General features: G+C 47.1%; 14 protein-coding genes. 3 read left to right on the plus strand and 11 right to left on the minus strand.

The genetic code is table 11. The features are described 5' to 3' along the window. Positions 1-63: 63 nt before the first annotated feature. The 3 genes from ACDJ59_RS20755 to ACDJ59_RS20765 are packed head-to-tail and all read right to left on the minus strand — an operon-like array spanning position 64 to position 3,400. Positions 64-1,227 (minus strand): hypothetical protein, encoded by a 1,164-nt coding sequence (locus ACDJ59_RS20755; RefSeq protein WP_413405403.1) that lies wholly within the window; start codon positions 1,225-1,227, stop codon positions 64-66. Next, positions 1,224-2,690, minus strand: a complete 1,467-nt coding sequence (locus ACDJ59_RS20760; protein WP_413405405.1) for a sensor histidine kinase — start codon at positions 2,688-2,690, stop codon at positions 1,224-1,226. Before ACDJ59_RS20760 ends, ACDJ59_RS20755 begins: the two co-directional genes overlap by 4 nt. Beyond that, the gene (locus ACDJ59_RS20765; RefSeq protein ID WP_036606313.1) at positions 2,687-3,400 is read right to left on the minus strand and encodes a response regulator transcription factor; all 714 of its coding nucleotides are present in this window, start codon (positions 3,398-3,400) and stop codon (positions 2,687-2,689) included. Before ACDJ59_RS20765 ends, ACDJ59_RS20760 begins: the two co-directional genes overlap by 4 nt. A 216-nt stretch (positions 3,401-3,616) precedes the next feature. Between ACDJ59_RS20765 and ACDJ59_RS20770 the strand changes: the two genes are divergently transcribed. Next, positions 3,617-4,093: an RNA polymerase sigma factor gene (locus ACDJ59_RS20770; protein ID WP_076253376.1), complete on the plus strand. Its 477-nt coding sequence runs from the start codon at positions 3,617-3,619 to the stop codon at positions 4,091-4,093. A gap of 222 nt (positions 4,094-4,315) precedes the next feature. After that, on the plus strand, positions 4,316-7,102 hold the full coding sequence (locus tag ACDJ59_RS20775) for a DUF5689 domain-containing protein (protein WP_413409876.1): 2,787 nt from the start codon (positions 4,316-4,318) through the stop codon (positions 7,100-7,102). Between the two features lie 97 nt (positions 7,103-7,199). On the opposite strand, the gene ACDJ59_RS20780 is transcribed toward ACDJ59_RS20775, so the two are convergent. From ACDJ59_RS20780 to ACDJ59_RS20800, 5 genes are all read right to left on the minus strand, one after another. Next, complete coding sequence (locus tag ACDJ59_RS20780) at positions 7,200-7,460, minus strand: hypothetical protein (protein WP_413405407.1); 261 nt, start codon at positions 7,458-7,460, stop codon at positions 7,200-7,202. Positions 7,461-7,777: 317 nt separating this feature from the next. Further along, complete coding sequence (gene phnE / locus ACDJ59_RS20785) at positions 7,778-8,584, minus strand: phosphonate ABC transporter, permease protein PhnE (protein WP_413405409.1); 807 nt, start codon at positions 8,582-8,584, stop codon at positions 7,778-7,780. Continuing rightward, the gene (phnE, locus tag ACDJ59_RS20790) at positions 8,581-9,432 is read right to left on the minus strand and encodes a phosphonate ABC transporter, permease protein PhnE (RefSeq protein WP_413405411.1); all 852 of its coding nucleotides are present in this window, start codon (positions 9,430-9,432) and stop codon (positions 8,581-8,583) included. The genes phnE (ACDJ59_RS20785) and phnE (ACDJ59_RS20790) overlap by 4 nt, the downstream gene beginning before the upstream one ends. Then, positions 9,429-10,226, minus strand: coding sequence for a phosphonate ABC transporter ATP-binding protein (gene phnC / locus ACDJ59_RS20795; RefSeq protein ID WP_413405413.1), 798 nt, complete (start codon positions 10,224-10,226; stop codon positions 9,429-9,431). Before phnC ends, phnE (ACDJ59_RS20790) begins: the two co-directional genes overlap by 4 nt. Positions 10,227-10,403: 177 nt before the next feature. Continuing rightward, on the minus strand, positions 10,404-11,402 hold the full coding sequence (locus ACDJ59_RS20800; protein ID WP_413405415.1) for a phosphate/phosphite/phosphonate ABC transporter substrate-binding protein: 999 nt from the start codon (positions 11,400-11,402) through the stop codon (positions 10,404-10,406). 258 nt (positions 11,403-11,660) lie between these two features. Between ACDJ59_RS20800 and ACDJ59_RS20805 the strand changes: the two genes are divergently transcribed. Next, complete coding sequence (locus ACDJ59_RS20805; RefSeq protein ID WP_413405417.1) at positions 11,661-13,265, plus strand: bifunctional metallophosphatase/5'-nucleotidase; 1,605 nt, start codon at positions 11,661-11,663, stop codon at positions 13,263-13,265. 102 nt (positions 13,266-13,367) lie between these two features. Here the strand turns inward: ACDJ59_RS20805 and ACDJ59_RS20810 are convergent, their stop codons facing one another. From ACDJ59_RS20810 to ACDJ59_RS20820, 3 genes are all read right to left on the minus strand, one after another. Beyond that, complete coding sequence (locus ACDJ59_RS20810) at positions 13,368-13,703, minus strand: hypothetical protein (protein ID WP_413405419.1); 336 nt, start codon at positions 13,701-13,703, stop codon at positions 13,368-13,370. Positions 13,704-13,980: 277 nt separating this feature from the next. After that, positions 13,981-15,819: an ABC transporter ATP-binding protein gene (locus tag ACDJ59_RS20815; RefSeq protein WP_074093724.1), complete on the minus strand. Its 1,839-nt coding sequence runs from the start codon at positions 15,817-15,819 to the stop codon at positions 13,981-13,983. After that, the gene (locus ACDJ59_RS20820; RefSeq protein WP_076213485.1) at positions 15,800-17,608 is read right to left on the minus strand and encodes an ABC transporter ATP-binding protein; all 1,809 of its coding nucleotides are present in this window, start codon (positions 17,606-17,608) and stop codon (positions 15,800-15,802) included. Before ACDJ59_RS20820 ends, ACDJ59_RS20815 begins: the two co-directional genes overlap by 20 nt. Positions 17,609-17,795 lie beyond the last annotated feature (187 nt).

Here is a 17,795-nt window from a genome sequence, read left to right on the forward strand (position 1 = left end):
TTGTCCGCAGAGCAGCTATCGCTCCATCAGACCAAGGTCTAATATTCGTATACTTTCCGCAGCTTACCAGGCTCTGAAACTAAAGCGGTACATTTCACTTTTATCCACTGAGCTGCTTACAGCAAATAATTCATCGTCATTCCATTTCAGACTGATGAAGTTATCAATATTGCGATAGATCACCGTATCCGACGAAATCTTGCTGTCATTCAGGTAGGCAACATGCAACTCATTCTTCTGATTCTGACTGTCCATCGGGAAAAAGTAAGCTATTCGGGATTCATCTGCATCCAGATCGAAGCTCCAGATCGAACCTTGTAATAACAGATCATACTGCTCCTCTGCTGCATGATACCGATACAGCCCCTGTACCTTATTCATCGTTCCCTGGATGAGCATGTCACCATTTTTCAGCAACTTGTACTGTTGAATGTCTTCCATTGCAGCATACGCCTTCACTTCATGCTCATCCTCAAGCGATACACGATAGATGGCATACTTGTCTTTCAGCATCACCAGTATATAAAATTGCTGGTGATCCTCACTGACCTGCAACACATCCATAACGATAAACGTATCACTCGAACCTTTCCCTTGTTTTGGTCCTGTGAACATGCTCATCAGCTCTTCATACGTGTAGACGACATGACTCGTCCCCTGGCTCAGATCAACTTGTTTAAATAACAGATCATCCTGACCGATGTAGGAGTCGTTCCCTATAAACACTCGATAATACGAGTTGTCGTACGGAAGCTTGCGACGTTCCCCGCTCTGTATCATATACTCATACGTTGTCTTCTGCGTCTGACCTGCCCGATACTGGGAGTAAATGATTTTCTTGTGATCCGGGCTGATCGTTACACCGTAATCCGTATTAGCCGCAATGTTCTTCACTTCCTTATCATCCAGATGCAGAAGAGACAGCTTGAGCCCTGAATAGGAAAATTCCGGTTGATTAAATATAATCGTATTCCGGTCTAACACTTCAAAATCAAAGATCGCAAAGTCATTTGGAATCTTGGTAGCCGACTCGATCTGAATCGTACTGCTCGGTGGTGGTGCCAGACGGCTGTTGAACTGCTCACTTGGCAAAATCACCGTTCTTGGTTTGAGATTTCCGAGACTGAACAGGCTCCCAATCCCAAAAATTCCGCTGACAAATGCGATCAACAACCCTGACAGCATCAATCTGTCACGGTTTTTACGCCAAAATCCAGGATGTCTCATGCGTTCATTTCCCCCGGAAGACTGATATTCACTTGTGTCCCTTCCCGCATGATGCTCTTCATCTCCACTGTTCCTCCATGACGCTCAACGATGTTCTTCACAATAGACAGCCCCAGCCCGGCACTGCCTTTCTCGGCCCTGTTGATTCCTTTATCCTGGTAAAAGGGTTCAAATACATGTTGGAGCGCTTCTGCACCGATTCCTTCCCCCTGATCACGGATCACAATAGCAATGGAATCACCTAACCTGAAGGATTGTACTTCGATAATGGAGTTCACATCACTGTACTTGACCGAATTATCCAGGATGTTGAGGAAAACCTCCTTCAACTTATCCCGATCTCCCTGTAAATACTGATGTTCCTCCAACTCATAGTGAATGCCTATATTGTACTTGCTCGCCTTAATCGACATGTCCTCACAAGCTTCACGAATAATATCTGATATATCGATACGTTCGAACCGGTATGCCTGAATGACCGCAGAGGAGACCGAGACCTCCAGAATATCCGCAACCATCGTGTTGAGACGCTGGCTTTCCTTGATGATATAATTCATGCCCTTGTCAAAAAAGTCCTGGTCGGTAAATCCGTTATCCCGCAAAATCTGGGCGTATCCCAGAATCGTTGTTAAGGGTGTCTTCAATTCATGCGTCACATTGTCAAAAAAGACTTTGCTTCTCGCCTGTACTTGCTTCACTTCGTCCCGCTCTCGCTCAATCACATCAATCTGCTCCCGAACCCGATCAATCATGACGGTGAAGCTTGAAGCCAATTCACCGATCTCATCCTTGGTTGTAATCTGAATGTCTGCATTCAGACTCCCCTGGGCCACTTCCGCAGAACGTTTTGTCAGTACACGGATGGGTTGTGTAATTTTCCGGGAAATAAAGATGGATGCGATAAATACAAATACGAAAATAACCGCTGCAAAAAACTTGATCGTATTTTGAAAACGAAGGTTGCGTTTGAACAATTCCGTGTAATCCTTCTTCATCTGTACGATTCCAATCAATTGTTGATCCATCTGGAGCGGGAAGGACAGACTGGCTGTGACCCGCCCCTTATCCACAACTGTGGTGTAAGCAATCCGGGAATGTACGGCTTCCTCCACATCAGGATGGTCAGACCGCTTAGCAACGTTAACCTCACTGCCAACAGATTCGTATGGCGAAGCATCGGGGCGATATACTACAATCTCCCCACCAACGGCTGATCCAATCTGCTCCGCGAGCTCGCGACTCCCTGCTTCGAGCGAGTCTCTGCTCATGCGTTTGTTATGTATCAGAAAGTACTGATTCAGCGCGATGTCCAGATTTCTTTTGGATTGCACCATATCCTCATGCACTTCCCGGTACATATTCTCCTGGGCTACCTTATTGGACAGAATCAGCAGGACGGAGAATCCGATAAATACAATGACCGAGAATAACACCACCATTTTGAACTGGATCGTCCACTTCATGTCTGTACCTGAATATTCAGCTTGTACCCCACACCGAATACCGTTTCAATCATCGAAATGCCTTGCACACCACTATCCAGTTTCTTGCGAATCCGTTGCACATGAATGTCCACCGTTCGGGTATCCCCTGCAAAATCAAATCCCCATACCTTGTCCAGTAGTTCAGAACGTGTATGAACCTTACGATGATGGGTCACGAGAAATAACAACAGATCATATTCTTTATTCGTGAGTCCTGCCCGTTCCCCGTCTTTCCACACTTCCCGTTCATCCTTGCGGATCTCAATATGCTTGCCTAGCCTTACCACCTCATAGGACTGATTCTCCAGTGTCTCGCTGATCAGATCAATCCGGCGAAAAATCGCCCGAATGCGCGCAACCACCTCACGGATATCAAAAGGCTTCGTGATATAATCATCCGCCCCAAGCTCCATGCCAAGTACCTTGTCCAGCATGTCCGACTTCGCAGTGATCATGATGACAGGTATCTTGGAGTTCACAGATAGTTGCCTGCACACATCAAAACCGCTCATATCTGGCAGCATCAGATCCAGCAGGATCAGATCCGGCTTCGAATCCCGAAGCAGATCCAGACCCTCTTTTCCCGTAGCTGCTTCCTTGATCTCAAATCCTTCCTTACGTAACGAATAGGACAAAATATCGCGAATGGACTCCTCGTCCTCAATAATTAAAATCTCTTTTTGTCTCATGATACTTTCGTAATCTCCCTGCTCTATGAATTTCCTTCATCTGCCTTTATTTTGTATCCCAAGCCGTATGCTTGAATAGAGGGGAGCACGAAATGTTACAACTCCGATACAACTCTGAACCTTTTGGAAACAACCTCCCGATATACTTGGATCATAAAGAGACTCATACCAGACCGGACCCAAGCCTGATCTGTATCCAAGGGGGATTCACATCATATGAACAGCACACAAATTAATGATGCTTATGTCAACTATAAATCAGAAATCACAAGGTATCTATCCCATATCGTCAAACAACCGCAAGATGCAGAAGATCTGGCACAGGATTGTTTCATTCGACTAATGAACGTTACCGTGGATATCCCTGAAGATCGCATTCTCTATTATCTCAAACGCATTGCCCGTAACCTGGCGATGGACAGCTTCCGCAGGCGGACCCGTACACTCAGACGAGACAGCCGTCTGGAGGTACCTACCCATCACGTCGATACATCCCACCTTGAAATTAGCGAAGGTGTTCATGATCTTGTCTCCCATATTAACAACACCGAACATCGTAAAATATTAGAACTTCGCCTCATCCATGGATACTCCATTAAGGAAACGGCAGAGCTGGTGAATCGCAGTGAAGGTATGATTAAATCCTCTGTCTTCCATGCCGTCAATCGAATTCGGGCCAAAGTCATCTCATAAGAGATGGCTTTTTATTTGCGTAAAATCAATATGCACGCAGAAATGAATGGATTATGACGGGACCGAAATACCTATGGATATGTCAAAAGACCCAATTTTACAAATATCGAGTTAATTTTTACAAATTGTTATGACTATGTGAGATTTTCATGTGGTAGAATATGGACGAACTCATGAATCAACTAATATTTGGGAGGGATTTGGTTGGGTAAATTAACAGGTATGCGAGGAGTATTTTTAAAATCACTCCTGGCCTTGTCCATGGCTTTGCCGCTTCAGATCGGATTATGGAACGGAGATGCATCGGTTCATGCGGAAGGACCGACAGACCCGGCACCGTTCATCCAGGCAAAGGTTGTGAACCAAAATGCAGGTAAAAAAGTATTGTTCGACAACTCTCACGGTCAGACGGCTGGAGCTGCAGACTGGGTCATTGATGGAGGTTTCTCTGACTTCGGGAATGCACTAGCGAATGATGGTTACTATGTCAAAGAACTTCGCAAGACAACTCCATTTACCTATGATGATCTGAAAGAGTATAACGTATTCGTTATTGCAGAGCCTCAAATTCCTTTCAAAACATCCGAACAAGCAGCACTGAAACAATATGTTGAAACGGGCGGCAGCATCTTCTTTGTTGGAGATCACTATAATGCAGACCGTAACAAAAACCGCTGGGATGGCTCTGAAGTCATCAACGGCTATCGTCGGGGAGCATTCGAAGATCCGGCCAAAGGCATGAGCACAGATGAGCGTAATTCTGAAGCGATGCAAAATATAACCAGTTCGGACTGGTTGTCCGATAACTTCGGCGTACGATTCCGCTATAACGCACTTGGCGATATCAACGCCAATATCGTTGTACCGGCAGATCAAGCCTTCGGCATCACAGAAGGGGTATCGGGTGTAGCCATGCACGCTGGTTCAACACTCGCAATCACCGATCCGGAAAAGGCAAAAGGTATTGTGTACTTGCCAAAAACCAACGCAAAATGGAATAACGCGGTAGACCAAGGTGTATACAATGGCGGCGGGATCGAAGAAGGTCCTTACGTGGCTGTATCCAAGCTGGGCGCAGGTAAGGCTGCTTTCATCGGCGACTCCTCTCCAGTGGAAGATGCATCGCCAAAATACTTGCGTGAAGAGACAGGCACACGTAAAACGACTTATGACGGTTTTAAAGAAGTCGATGATGCCGTGTTGCTCGTGAACACCGTGAACTGGCTTGCTACACAAGAGAACTACACAAGCCTGACTGAAGTGAACGGACTTGAACTGGACACAGCTACAGCGCTGTTGCCATTCGAAGAGCCGGCTGCTTCCACAGAACCACAGGCTGAACCTTGGTCCGCACCTGCTGCCGGATATAAGTGGTACGATCGTTCCACGTTCAAGGCTGGTTCTTACGGTGGCCCTGCATCCAGTGCAAACGCTGCTTACAGCTTCGTGAAACAGGATACCCTTCCGAATGCAGAAGACTTCCAGATTCGTGTAGTTGTGGAGAACATGGCTCCAAACACAACCGTATCCGGTTATAGTGCCGGTATCTATCTGACTGGCGGAACACAGGTCGCCATGATCCAGAATGAAAGTGGTACTTGGCCAACTTCGTACGGGTATAGCTCCACATTCAGTGTAACCTCGGACAGCCAAGGTCGCGGGATCAAAGATCTGAACGTCCGCATCAAACCAGGTACAACTGGTGCTGCGAGCTTGCGTCTGCGTCTGAACGGCAGCAACCTGATCACAAATACCGTGACCGTAGGTAATGTGCCGGCAGAACAGTTGCCGGAAGAAGAAGGACCGATTCCAGCGGCTATCACAGTTGCTGAAGCACGTACCAAAGCTGCTGGCACTACCGTAACTATCGAAGGTGTTGTGACGACAGAGCCGGGTGCATTTGGTGGACAAGCCTTCTATCTTCAAGATGAAACTGCTGGAATCTACGTATTCCAGCATACTAGCGGCTTCCATGCAGGTGACAAGGTGAAAGTAACAGCAGCAACAACCATCTATAACAGCGAGTTCGAGCTTACGGATATCGTTGCGATTGAGAAAACAGGTACAGCTTCCGTACCTGCTCCAATCGAAGTTACAGCAATTACAGATGCGAACCAAGGTCAACTGGTTCAATTGAAAAATGTAACGATTGAGAATATCATCAGTGCTACACCAGTTGGATCTTTTGAATTCGACGCGGTAGCAGCAGATGGAACGAGCACACATATCCGTGTAGACACCCGTACAGGTGTGACGGAGACTTCCTTCCCTTATGCTGCTGGTGACAAAATCGATATCACAGGCGTTTCCGCTATTTTCAAAGACGTATATCAATTGAAACCTAGAAGCTTGAATGATTTTGTACCTGCTGAAGAGCAAGGTGGCGGCGAAGTGCCTTCCACTCCAGCTGCAGGAGCACCGGGTAAACCGGTGCTTTCTTCTGATAATGGATATACCACTGGCCTGTTCGAAGGTACGTATAACGTAAGCATGAACCTCTGGTGGGGCGAAAATGGTTCCGAGTACAAACTGTATGAGAACGGCGTTCTGATCGATACGCAGAAGTTGACTGCAGCTTCACCATCCGCTCAGTCCTCCAAAACAGCTATTACAGGTAAAGCCAACGGCACGTATACCTATGTTGCTGAGCTGACCAATGACAAAGGCACAACACGCAGTGACGTGCTGACGGTACAAGTAACCAATGCTGCTCCAGGCAAAGCGAACTTGTCCCAAAACAATTGGGATGGTGACGGCAACTATAACGTATCCATGAACCTCTGGTGGGGTACAAACGCAACCGAATACCGTCTCTATGAGAATGATGTATTGATTGATACACAAGCATTGAACGCAGCAACACCAGCTTCCCAAAGTGCTACAACTGAATTGTCCGGTCGCGCTAACGGAACGTACACGTACCGTGCTGAGCTGATTAACGCGGCAGGCGTAACCAGCTCAGAGACGATTACGGTTCAAGTTACTAAAGCATTGCCTTTGGCTAGCTAAGTCTCAGTAAAGAAGCCTAACGTTTAACCAAGCAACTAAAAAACCGAAACCAACATTGCCTGATTCACAGGGCAACATGGTTTCGGTTTTTTTAGATTTATTTCAAACGTTCCGGCTCATTCCATTTCTTCCAACCTAGAATACTGTTCCATACAGCAGCATAAACAGCCACGGCGATAACACTGATGACAAAAATCCAGTTTATGTGGGGATACGGATAACTTCTTCCCGTGAAAACGATCAGGATTGCACTGAGTCCAATATTCTCTATATTATGCTTTTTAAACTTCTGAAAGAACATTCTGTAGAGTAATAGGAGCACGATAAACCCAATCCATATATAATAAAATATTTCCATAGGTCACCTCCCTTTATATCCTCACTTCCTGTATTGGTAACTGTGAAGATTATTGATTAATACCCTTAATTCCCTTTATATAGAAACCTATTAATATTACATGAATTTGGAAAATAATTCAATTATTTTTATACATATTCTTGGAGTCCTATTATTCCTCGACGGTTAGCTGAGCAACAAGAACGCACCGTTGTTTATTTGCAGACACAAAAAAAGACTATCCCTGCCAATATTCCGGCACCGAATAGCCCTCTCTTCTTCCCCTATCAACTTATCTTAATTTATCATCTAGTATATTCGTAGCGCCACATTAACCCTTACACCAGCTTCTTACGAATATACCCCGAGATCAAGTCGATAATCGTGATCATCACGATAATACCCAGCAGGATTATACCTACTCGTTGCCAGTTCCGAGTACTTAACGCAAAGATCAGCGGTGTACCGATTCCCCCTGCTCCGATTACACCCAGTATGGTCGCGGAACGTACATTGATCTCGAAACGATACAGCGTATAGTTCAAGAATCCAGGCATTACCTGCGGCAGGATGGCAAACCACAACTGCTGCATGCGATTGGCTCCCGAGGCAAGCAACGCCTCAGATGGGCCATAGTCGATATTTTCAACTTCATCCGCGTATAATTTGCCTAACATGCCGATGGAGTGTAATCCAAGGGCGAGTACCCCTGCAAACGATCCGGGACCTACTGCCTTAATGAACATCAAGGCCATGATAATCTCAGGGAACGTACGGATGAAGCTGAGTACCATTTTACCTGCACCAGAGATAGAACGATGCCCACTCATATTACGAGCAGACCAGAATGCAAACGGGATACAGAGCACTGCCGAGATTACGGTACCCAGCACGGAAATCGCGAGCGTGTCCAGTAGACCTCGCAGCAAGTCTTCTCCCTCAGGCAAATATACAAAATCCCAATCTGGTGAGAAAATCCCGGCTACAATGGCCTTCATAATCTGAGCGGCGGTTTCCTTGAAACCAGTGAACGGTACACCGGCAAGAGCCCAGGCATACACAAGGATTAACAGTAATACAATAACCCAGCGTAGCGGGTTCTTCCGTGGTTTTGGCCGGATGCGGCTTGTTTCATTTTTCATCATAGCAATTTCTCCCGCAGCTTAGTACTTACATAATCAATGATCAGAACAATGACGAGGGTAAACAGAATGATTACGCTGGTCTTGTCATACTCCAGGAATCCAAGTGTGGCCTCGTAATAGAGTCCTATTCCTCCGGCTCCCACCAGTCCCAGAATGGCAGCAGCACGTATATTAATTTCGAAGGCATACAGCACATAGGATGTGAACTGGGCAGCCAGTTGCGGCACCACGCCATATACAATGAGCTGAATCCGGTTCATACCAACAGCCGTCATCGCTTCCAGCGGCCCCTGATCAATGGTTTCCAGCGTCTCATACGTCAGCTTCGCGATCAGACCTATGGAGAACACAGCCAGTGCCAAGATTCCGGGGATTGGCCCCAGACCAAACACAGCAACGAACAAAGCAGCAAGCAACAGATCCGGCACGGTCCGAATCAGGTTCAGCAGAAAGCGTGCCGGATAATAGATCCAGCGACTTGGCATCAGGTTACCGGCACAGATGATGGAGACCGGAATCGCAATAATCGCACCAATGGTTGTCCCAATCAGGGCCATTCGAATCGTTTCAAGCATACCTTGCACGATATTATCAAAGTAACTCCACCGGGGTGGGAACATATCCTTTAACAATTTCCACATTTCAGGGAATCCCTGAAATAACTCTGTGAAGCCGGCATCGGTCTGTTTGGCACTGGCCCACAGAAGGAGCAGAATGATCACTAAGGTGAGCAGATGTTTCGTACGCCCAGGCGGTTTTGGGCGATTCACAACCTGAGCGGGGCTGGAACCAGGTTCCCTCCCCACTCCGCCTGAATTCTGAAATGGAACGTTGGACTGCCCCTTCATACCACAACTTCTCCCTGCTCATGCACAGCCTGCTTGTCCAACAATTCGTCAGCCAGAATCGGTCTGCCGTATATTTCTGCAAAGCGCTCATCCGTTGCCTCTTCCACCGGACCGTCGAATACGACCTCGCCTGCTCGCAATCCGACAATACGGGTCGCATACTCTCTCGCCAGATCAATAAAATGAAGGTTGACGATGGTCGTAATCCCAAGGTCTTGATTAATGCGTTTCAGGTCATCCATGACCTGTTTCGTTGTAAGCGGGTCAAGTGAAGCAACCGGTTCGTCGGCCAGAATGATTTTTGCTTCCTGTGCCAGTACACGGGCAATAGCCACACGCTGTTGTTGTCCACCAGACAACTGATCTGCACGGGAATAGGCTTTCTCCGAAATATTCACACGATCCAGCGCAGTGAATGCCAGTTCAATATCCTCATTTGGAAAACGACCCATAATGGTACGCATGGTGGAATGGTATCCAACGCGTCCAGCGAGTACATTACGTAGCACACTGGACCTTTTCACCAAATTGAAACTCTGGAAGATCATGCCGATGTCACGTCTGATCATGCGTAGTCGTTTGCCTTGTGCCTTCGTAATGGAACTTCCATTAATCAGAATCTCGCCCTCACTAATGTCGTGCAGTCGGTTAATGGAGCGTAAGAGCGTTGATTTACCCGCACCGGACAGACCCACTACAGCAATGAATTCACCCTGCTCAAATTTCAGATTAATATTATCCAGGCCCTTGGTGCCGTTAGCGTAAGTTTTGGTAACGTTATGAAGCTCAATCATGACAATATCCTTCTTTCATTCATAATGATCAACCATACATGAGTCCTTGCTATAATGGCACAGGCCAGCGCAGCGTAGATCACGCTGAACTGGCCTGTCCATTGCTACGATTAAGCTGTTCCCATCCAATAAAGCGACTACAAAGTGAACAGATCCCGAACTACTTTTGGATCAGAATTATTCACCTTTCACTTTTTCACCATACTGGCGAACGATCTCAAACTTGCTATCATCGGACTCTACATAACCTTCATGCGTATAGATTTCTTTGATGATCTGGTGACCTTCAGTATCTTTACCGATATCGATGAAGGCTTGTTTGATCTTCGCAGTCCAATCTGCATTCATGTCTGTACGAACGGCAATGGTATCGTTAGGAATAGGCTCAGTGAACGCCAGTACACGTGTATCTTCAAATACAGTCGGATAGTCTTTAGCTACCGTGTTGCGGGCATCTTGGAAAATAGCTGCTGCATCAACGTCACCGTTCAATACAGCGATAACACCTTGGTCATGACCTTTCAACGTTACAGGTGTTACATCTTTTAATGGATCAATGCCTCTGTCCAGCAAAAGACCTGCTGGCCATACATAACCTGCGGAAGACGTTACGTTTTGGTAAGCGACTTTTTTACCTTTAAGATCTTCGATGGATTGGATCGGCGAATCTTTTTTCACAATGAACATGGATTTATAGGAATCCGCCAACTCTTCGGTTGGAGCACCTGTCTCATCATTTACACCGAAACGTTGTGCTTGCAAGATAACCTGCGCAGCGCCTTTTTCTTTAGCCAGTACATAAGCTGTCGGAGGCAAGAAACCTACGTCTACTTTGTTGGAAGCCATTGCTTCAATAATTGTGTTGTAGTCGGTGGATACGCTGACTTTTACCGGAATGCCCAGTTTGTCACCAAGCAACTTCTCCAGCGGTTTCGCTTTAGCTTCAAGCGTATCTGCGTTCTGGGAAGGAACAAATTGAACCGTCAGTTCAGTTGGCACATAACCTTCGACAACTTTCTCTGTCTCTGCCGTAGACGTACCGGATGCATTCGAACTCGAATTATCCCCGTTAGCCGAACCTGTTGTACTACTGCTAGACCCACAAGCACTCAGAAACAGAACCAAAATCAACAATGGTAAAAATAAAGCAGACTTCTTCAAACGAACACCCTCCAAAGAGTTTCTATTTTTCAGTACTTATCTACTATAGTTGCCAAATATTAGCGCGATGTGAAACGAAATTTGGAGTTTTGTAAAGTTTCCTGTCAGGCTGTCAGCGCGACTTGTATCTGTTAGAATAGGCTCATTATGGTTGAAGATATAGGAAGAACATCGGAGATAACGGCGCATACTTCGGTTCTTCAAGCTATTCATTCTTCTCCGTTTTATAGTAATTCCATATATCTGAACTTATATATTAGAGGAGATTGTAAAATGACATCCACAAACCATACGGCAAGCTTCGATATTCTGTATACCAGTGATCTGCACGGGGCGATCCGTCCCATTCATTACAATACCAATGCCTACCGCCCGGCTGGGCTTGCCCTGCTGGCTTCCCTGATTCGTAAGGAACGTGAACGTTCACCTGAATTGATGCTGGTGGATAACGGGGATCTGCTGCAAGGATCACCCTCGGCCTCCTATGCAGCTTCACAGGTTTCCAAAAACGAGGTGCATCCATTCATAACGGTACTGAATGAACTCGGTTATGATGCTGCGGTGATGGGAAATCACGAGTTTAACTATGGTCAGAATCTGTTGCGCGGAGCAGTTGAAGCTTCCAATTTCCCCTGGCTGTCTGCCAATATTGTAAAAGATGAGCAACCAGACGTACCTGCCTTCGGTCCTCCGTATCTAATCAAAACATTGTCTACGGGTGTCAAAATTGCCCTGTTGGGCGCAACTACGCATTACATTCCAAACTGGGAGCACCCGAAAAATATTGAGGGTTTACAGTTCCTTGATGCCTTGGAGACGATTCGTGCATGGGTTAGCTATATCCATGAGCATGAACAACCAGATGTAATGGTTGTCAGTTATCACGGCGGATTTGAGAGTGATCTGGAGACAGGCGAGCCCACCGAACGATTAACTGGAGAAAATCAAGGCTATGCCATCTGTCGGGACATCGAAGGCATCGATGTGCTGCTTACCGGACATCAACATCGTCAGCTTACCGCTAACATTCATGGTGTAACCGTCATTCAGCCGGGATTCAGTGGAAATGGTGCAGGGCATGTATCCGTTCAGTTGGAACAATCATCGGGCGGCAAGTGGCAGATTACAGATAAGCAGGCTCGGTTGTTACTTCTGGATGAACATAGTGAAGTTGAACCTGATGCAACCGTCATGAAACTGACGGAAGAGCTGGAAACTGAGGCACAAGCATGGCTTGATCAACCCATTGGCGAGGTGGCTGGGGATTTATCTATCACTAATGCTACGGCTCTGCGACTCAAGGCACATCCATTCATTGCTTTTGTACATCAAGTGCAGATGGAAGCGACTGGAGCGCAGCTCTCCAATACCGCCATGCTGAGTGAAGAAGCTCGCGGTTTCGGGAGTCACATCACCGTTCGGGACGTGTTATCCAACTTCATCTATCCTAATACTCTGACGGTGCTGGAGCTGAGTGGTCAGGATATCCGGGAGGCACTGGAACAAACGGCTCGTTACTTTGAAGTGAATGCTTCTGGCGAGGTGGCAGTCAATCCGGCTTATATGGAACCCAAACCCCAACATTATAATTACGATATGTGGGCTGGCATGGAATACGAGCTGGATATCTCCCAACCTGTAGGCAGTCGAGTTGTGAAGTTGGAACGTAAAGGCAAGCCAATGGACATGAATGGCACGTACTCTGTTGTGATGAACAGCTACCGCGCTGCTGGCGGTGGAGATTATGCGATGTATCCAGGCAAAAAGGTACTGCACGAAGGTGCCACGGACATGGCCGCACTGGTGGAAGATTATATTCGCAGACACCAGCCGTTAACGGTGGAGCAGGCGGATAACTGGAAAGTTATTGGGAGTTAAATGAGAAAGAGCAGGTCCTGTGATCAGGATCTGCTCTTTTGTTTTCAACCTATTGCTTACTTGTTCTTGTTGAATTATCCTATCCTGTCCTGTCCTGTCCCTTCATCCGACATATTGAAGAATTAACTGATATAAGGCTATGGAAAATCCTAAGATACTCGCTTTCATTTTAGATGGATGATTTCTTTCGCTGCGAATCAAATAAAAGAAAACCAAAATAAACCCTGCGGGGATCCATAGCTCAAAGACACCTTTTGTTGTACTTTGAGAATAAATTGGAGTAATGAATGTACTAATCAAAAAGTAAAAGAAAACCGTAAAACGTCTTGTTTCTAATTGCTTGCTCCACCTTACTAGAATGAAAATAATAATGATTGCGATAATCGTAATGTGTAAAGGGGGAAAAAGAAGAGCAGCATTCCCAAATTTGAATTCCATTCCGCATTGCCCTCCTCTCTTTTAATGCATCACATGACTGACTACAGGCATACGTGTAAAAATTCATTCTCATGCTTCAAAACCGCTGGCAACCTTCCAAAAACTGACCTGTTCCAATATATCCTTATTTTAACATACAATCACAGTTCCATTTCCCACGTTTATTCAATAAAATATGCAAAAAGAGCAGAAGTGAGGAGCATCGTGCCCTCATCCCTGCTCTTTTTACATACCTACAAGTTTTTTTCTAATACATGTCACATATTATCCAAAATGACTACTGCGCTTTCTTACGCAACTGACTGTAATACAGCTCGCTATAGAAACCGCCTTGTTCCAGCAACGCATCATGCGAGCCTTGCTCCAGTAGCTGCCCATCCTTCAGCACCAGAATTCGATCGGCCTGACGGATCGTGTTCAGCCTGTGGGCAATGACAAAGCTGGTTCTTCCCTGCATCAGACGTTGTAGCCCTTCCTGAATTTTGATCTCTGTGACGGTATCAATACTGCTCGTCGCTTCGTCCAGTACGAGTATCGATGGATCTGCCAAGATTGCCCGGGCAATGGCGAGTAATTGCTTCTGCCCCTGACTAATGCCGCTCCCGTCGGCCTGGAGCACTTTGTCGTATCCATCCTTCATTCTCACAATGAAGGAATGGGCATTCGCCAGCCGGGAGGCTGCTTCCACCTCTTCATCCGTCGCGTCCAGACGGCCAAATCGAATATTTTCCCGAATTGTGCCCTGAAACAGGAATGAATCCTGTAGTACAAATGCCATATGTGACCGCAAATTTTCACGCCGAATGGTGGTCATATCACGACCATCTACCGTTAATGTGCCGCCTGTCGGATCATAGAAACGGGATAACAGTTGGATCAGAGTCGTTTTCCCCGCTCCGGTCGGACCTACAAGGGCAATCATCTCCCCCGGTTTGGCTTCAAAGCTGATCTCATGCAAAATGTTACGTCCTTCATCGTATCCAAAGGATACTTTGTCGAAACGAACGGCTCCCTCTACCTTGTCCAGAGATATCGCTGCCCCTTCATCCTTCGCTTCCTCATCTTCGTCCAGCACCTCGAATACGCGCTCAGCCCCCGCAATCGCGGACAATAACGTATTCCACTGGTTCGCCAGATCATTCAGCGGACGAGTGAATTGACGGGCATATTCCACAAAGATAATAATCACCCCGACTGTAACCGAACCCTGAATCGCCAGAATACCACCGATGCCCGCCACAATCGCAAAGCTCAGGTTATTCAATCCATTCATCAGTTTCGGGATAAAACCAGAGATCGTCTGTGCCCAGAAACCGGAAATCCGGATGCGGGTATTCCGTTCCTCAAAACCGCGAATCACTCGCTCCTCTTGGGAGAATGCCTTAATGATCCGCTGCCCGGATAAAGTCTCTTCGATGTAACCGTTAAGTTCACCGAGATTGCGCTGCCGTTCCTTGAAGAGCGGTCCCGTTCTGCGCGTAATCCAACGCATGCCGATGGCCATCAGAGGCACAACGATAAAGGTAAGCAGGGTCAGTAACGGGCTGAGCCAGAGCATAACCCCAAACGTTCCGAGCAGTGTTAATACACTCGAAAAAATCTGGATCGCCGAGCTGTTCAACGTACCGCTGACATTCTCGATATCATTGGTCACCCGGCTCATAATCTCCCCCTGCTGGCGTTTACCGAAGAATGGAATCGGTAATTTGTGCAGATGGGAGAACAGATCATACCGCATGCGGAACACAGTTTCCTGTGCAATTTCGATCATCCATATATTTTGTAACCAGGATGTAAGAGAGAACAAGACATACACTGCGGTTAATCCAATCAGAAACCGAGTCCAGCTTGCCCCGGCTTCCCCCGCGATGAAATCATCCACGGCCACCCCTACCATGTAAGGGCCAAGCAAAGCGAGTGCGGAACTGGCAAACACCATCAACAGTACCATGGACAGCTTAACCTTGCGACGTGCCAGATAGGTCCAGATACGACCTAGCGTACCTGACCAGTTCTTCGCCCGTGCCTTGGGTTTGCGACCACCACCTGATCGTAACGTCTCTGGATCAATCGGCGGTGGCGGCTGACGGAAAGGCTCAATGAATGCTTTGAACATGCTGTGCACCCTCCCCGTATTGTGATTCATGGATTCGACGATACAGCTCTGACGATTCCATCAGGTCTTCATGTTTTCCCTGTCCAATGAGTTGTCCATCATCAAGCAGCAGAATCAGGTCCGCCGAAGTGGTTGAACTGATCTTCTGGGTGATGATAAACGTGGTACACGACAATTCCTCCAGCGCATCCAGCAGTCTGCCTTCTGTAGCCACATCCAGCGCACTTGTGCTATCGTCCAGAATCAGAATTCTTGGTCTACGTACCAGTGCTCGTGCAATGGAAAGTCGCTGCTTCTGTCCACCGGAGAGATTCACTCCCCGTTGACCCAGCAATGTATCATAACCGTTTGGTAAATTCTCAATCGTTTCATGGATCTGCGCGCGCTTTGCGGCTTCCACGATCTCATCCAAGGTAGCATCTTCCTGACCCCAGGCAATATTCTCCCGGATGGAACCGGTAAACAGGACAACCTCCTGAGGTACATAACCAATCGCACCACGCAGCATGGACAGATCCAGCTCTGATGCATCGGCACCATCAATCCGTACCTTTCCTTGATCTTCTGTGTATAAACGCGGAATGAGCTGTACGAGCGAGGATTTGCCCGAGCCAGTTGCCCCCATAATGGCAATACGCTCCCCCGCTTTTGCCGTGAATGTGATGTTATCCAGTACTGTAATTTCACTATTCGGATAACTGAAGCCTACACTGCGGAATTCAACCGCTCCCTGCACAGCGCGCTGTTTCTTCGCTGGGTATACAGATTGCGGAAAATGCGAAGATTTCATAGATCCAGCAGATGGTGCAGACGTTGATAACGACTTCGTCTGTTCAGTCTCCGACGTGTCCTCCGTATTAAACACTTCATTCAGTCGTTGCGCCGAAGCGCTTGCTCTCGAGAAGGTTACCAGAATCCATGACAACGCAGACATGGCACCAATTGTGCGAAGCAGATAGTTAATCACCGCGACCACCTCACCCACGGTTGCATTACCGGAGGCAATGTCGACTCGTCCAAACCATAACACGGCGATGATACAAACGTTCATCATCAGCAGCATGAACGGCATCGTGGTCTCCGTCAGGCGCAGCGCGGAGATTGTACCTTTCATCAGCTTGCCGCTGAATCCGGCAAAGCGTTCAATCTCATGGCCCATCCGTACGAAAACACGGATCAGCCGAATGCCTGTCAGATTCTCCTGGATGACTCCATTGACGGCATCCAGTCTGCGTTGCACATTGCGGAACAGCAGCGCTGCCTTTTTGATCATCCACACTACAACAATGAGCAGTACAGGCACCATGACAACCAGCAGCAGACCCAACCTCGGGTTCACGATCAAAGCCATAATCATGCTACCAATCACCACCAGGGGCACACGCGTCATGAAGCGCAGACTCATAAAGACTGTGTCCTGAACCTGGGTCACATCCCCCGTTAATCGGGTAATCAGGGACGATGTCGCGAACCGGTTAAAGACGGCATAAGAGAACGTTTGCACTTTCTCATACAACTTCTCCCGCAGATCGTATCCGAACCCCAGACTTGCATGGGATGCAAAGAACGAACTCGCAATTCCGGCAGCAAAAGCCACAACCGCACTACCAACCAGCACGCCACCCCATAACCAGACGACAGATAGGTCTCCCTGCTGAATCCCGTTATCGATGATCTTGGAGATCAGATAAGGCTGAGCCAGCTCCACCGCAAGCTCAATTAACATCATGACCAGGGCTGCAATCGCGGCAACTCGGTACTTCTTCAAGTAGTACAACAGCTTGATCATAAGCATTCCTCCGGCTCGGAGCACCCTAAACCGATAACACGTTCCAGCTCAGAGCCTCCATTAGACATGTTGTTTTCTCCACAGCGTCCAATATGTAATCATTTCTATGTACACATATGGTTATTATAGCGTATTTTACAATGCCGCTTCTATTCTTATTACCCTACTTTTCCCAATACAATAAACT

It is taken from the genome of Paenibacillus amylolyticus, assembly GCF_047302515.1.
GTDB lineage: Bacteria > Bacillota > Bacilli > Paenibacillales > Paenibacillaceae > Paenibacillus > Paenibacillus amylolyticus_G.

Excerpts from the sequence above, each read along its gene's own strand:
- ACDJ59_RS20760 (WP_413405405.1), bottom strand. The coding sequence starts at position 2,690 with ATGAAGTGGACGATCCAGTTCAAAATGGTGGTGTTATTCTCGGTCATT.
- ACDJ59_RS20820 (WP_076213485.1), bottom strand. The coding sequence starts at position 17,608 with ATGATCAAGCTGTTGTACTACTTGAAGAAGTACCGAGTTGCCGCGATT.
- phnC (WP_413405413.1), bottom strand. The coding sequence starts at position 10,226 with ATGATTGAGCTTCATAACGTTACCAAAACTTACGCTAACGGCACCAAG.
- ACDJ59_RS20770 (WP_076253376.1), top strand. The coding sequence starts at position 3,617 with ATGAACAGCACACAAATTAATGATGCTTATGTCAACTATAAATCAGAA.
- ACDJ59_RS20765 (WP_036606313.1), bottom strand. The coding sequence starts at position 3,400 with ATGAGACAAAAAGAGATTTTAATTATTGAGGACGAGGAGTCCATTCGC.
- ACDJ59_RS20755 (WP_413405403.1), bottom strand. The coding sequence starts at position 1,227 with ATGAGACATCCTGGATTTTGGCGTAAAAACCGTGACAGATTGATGCTG.
- ACDJ59_RS20780 (WP_413405407.1), bottom strand. The coding sequence starts at position 7,460 with ATGGAAATATTTTATTATATATGGATTGGGTTTATCGTGCTCCTATTA.
- phnE (WP_413405411.1), bottom strand. The coding sequence starts at position 9,432 with ATGAAGGGGCAGTCCAACGTTCCATTTCAGAATTCAGGCGGAGTGGGG.
- ACDJ59_RS20810 (WP_413405419.1), bottom strand. The coding sequence starts at position 13,703 with ATGGAATTCAAATTTGGGAATGCTGCTCTTCTTTTTCCCCCTTTACAC.
- phnE (WP_413405409.1), bottom strand. The coding sequence starts at position 8,584 with ATGATGAAAAATGAAACAAGCCGCATCCGGCCAAAACCACGGAAGAAC.
- ACDJ59_RS20805 (WP_413405417.1), top strand. The coding sequence starts at position 11,661 with ATGACATCCACAAACCATACGGCAAGCTTCGATATTCTGTATACCAGT.
- ACDJ59_RS20815 (WP_074093724.1), bottom strand. The coding sequence starts at position 15,819 with ATGTTCAAAGCATTCATTGAGCCTTTCCGTCAGCCGCCACCGCCGATT.
- ACDJ59_RS20775 (WP_413409876.1), top strand. The coding sequence starts at position 4,316 with ATGCGAGGAGTATTTTTAAAATCACTCCTGGCCTTGTCCATGGCTTTG.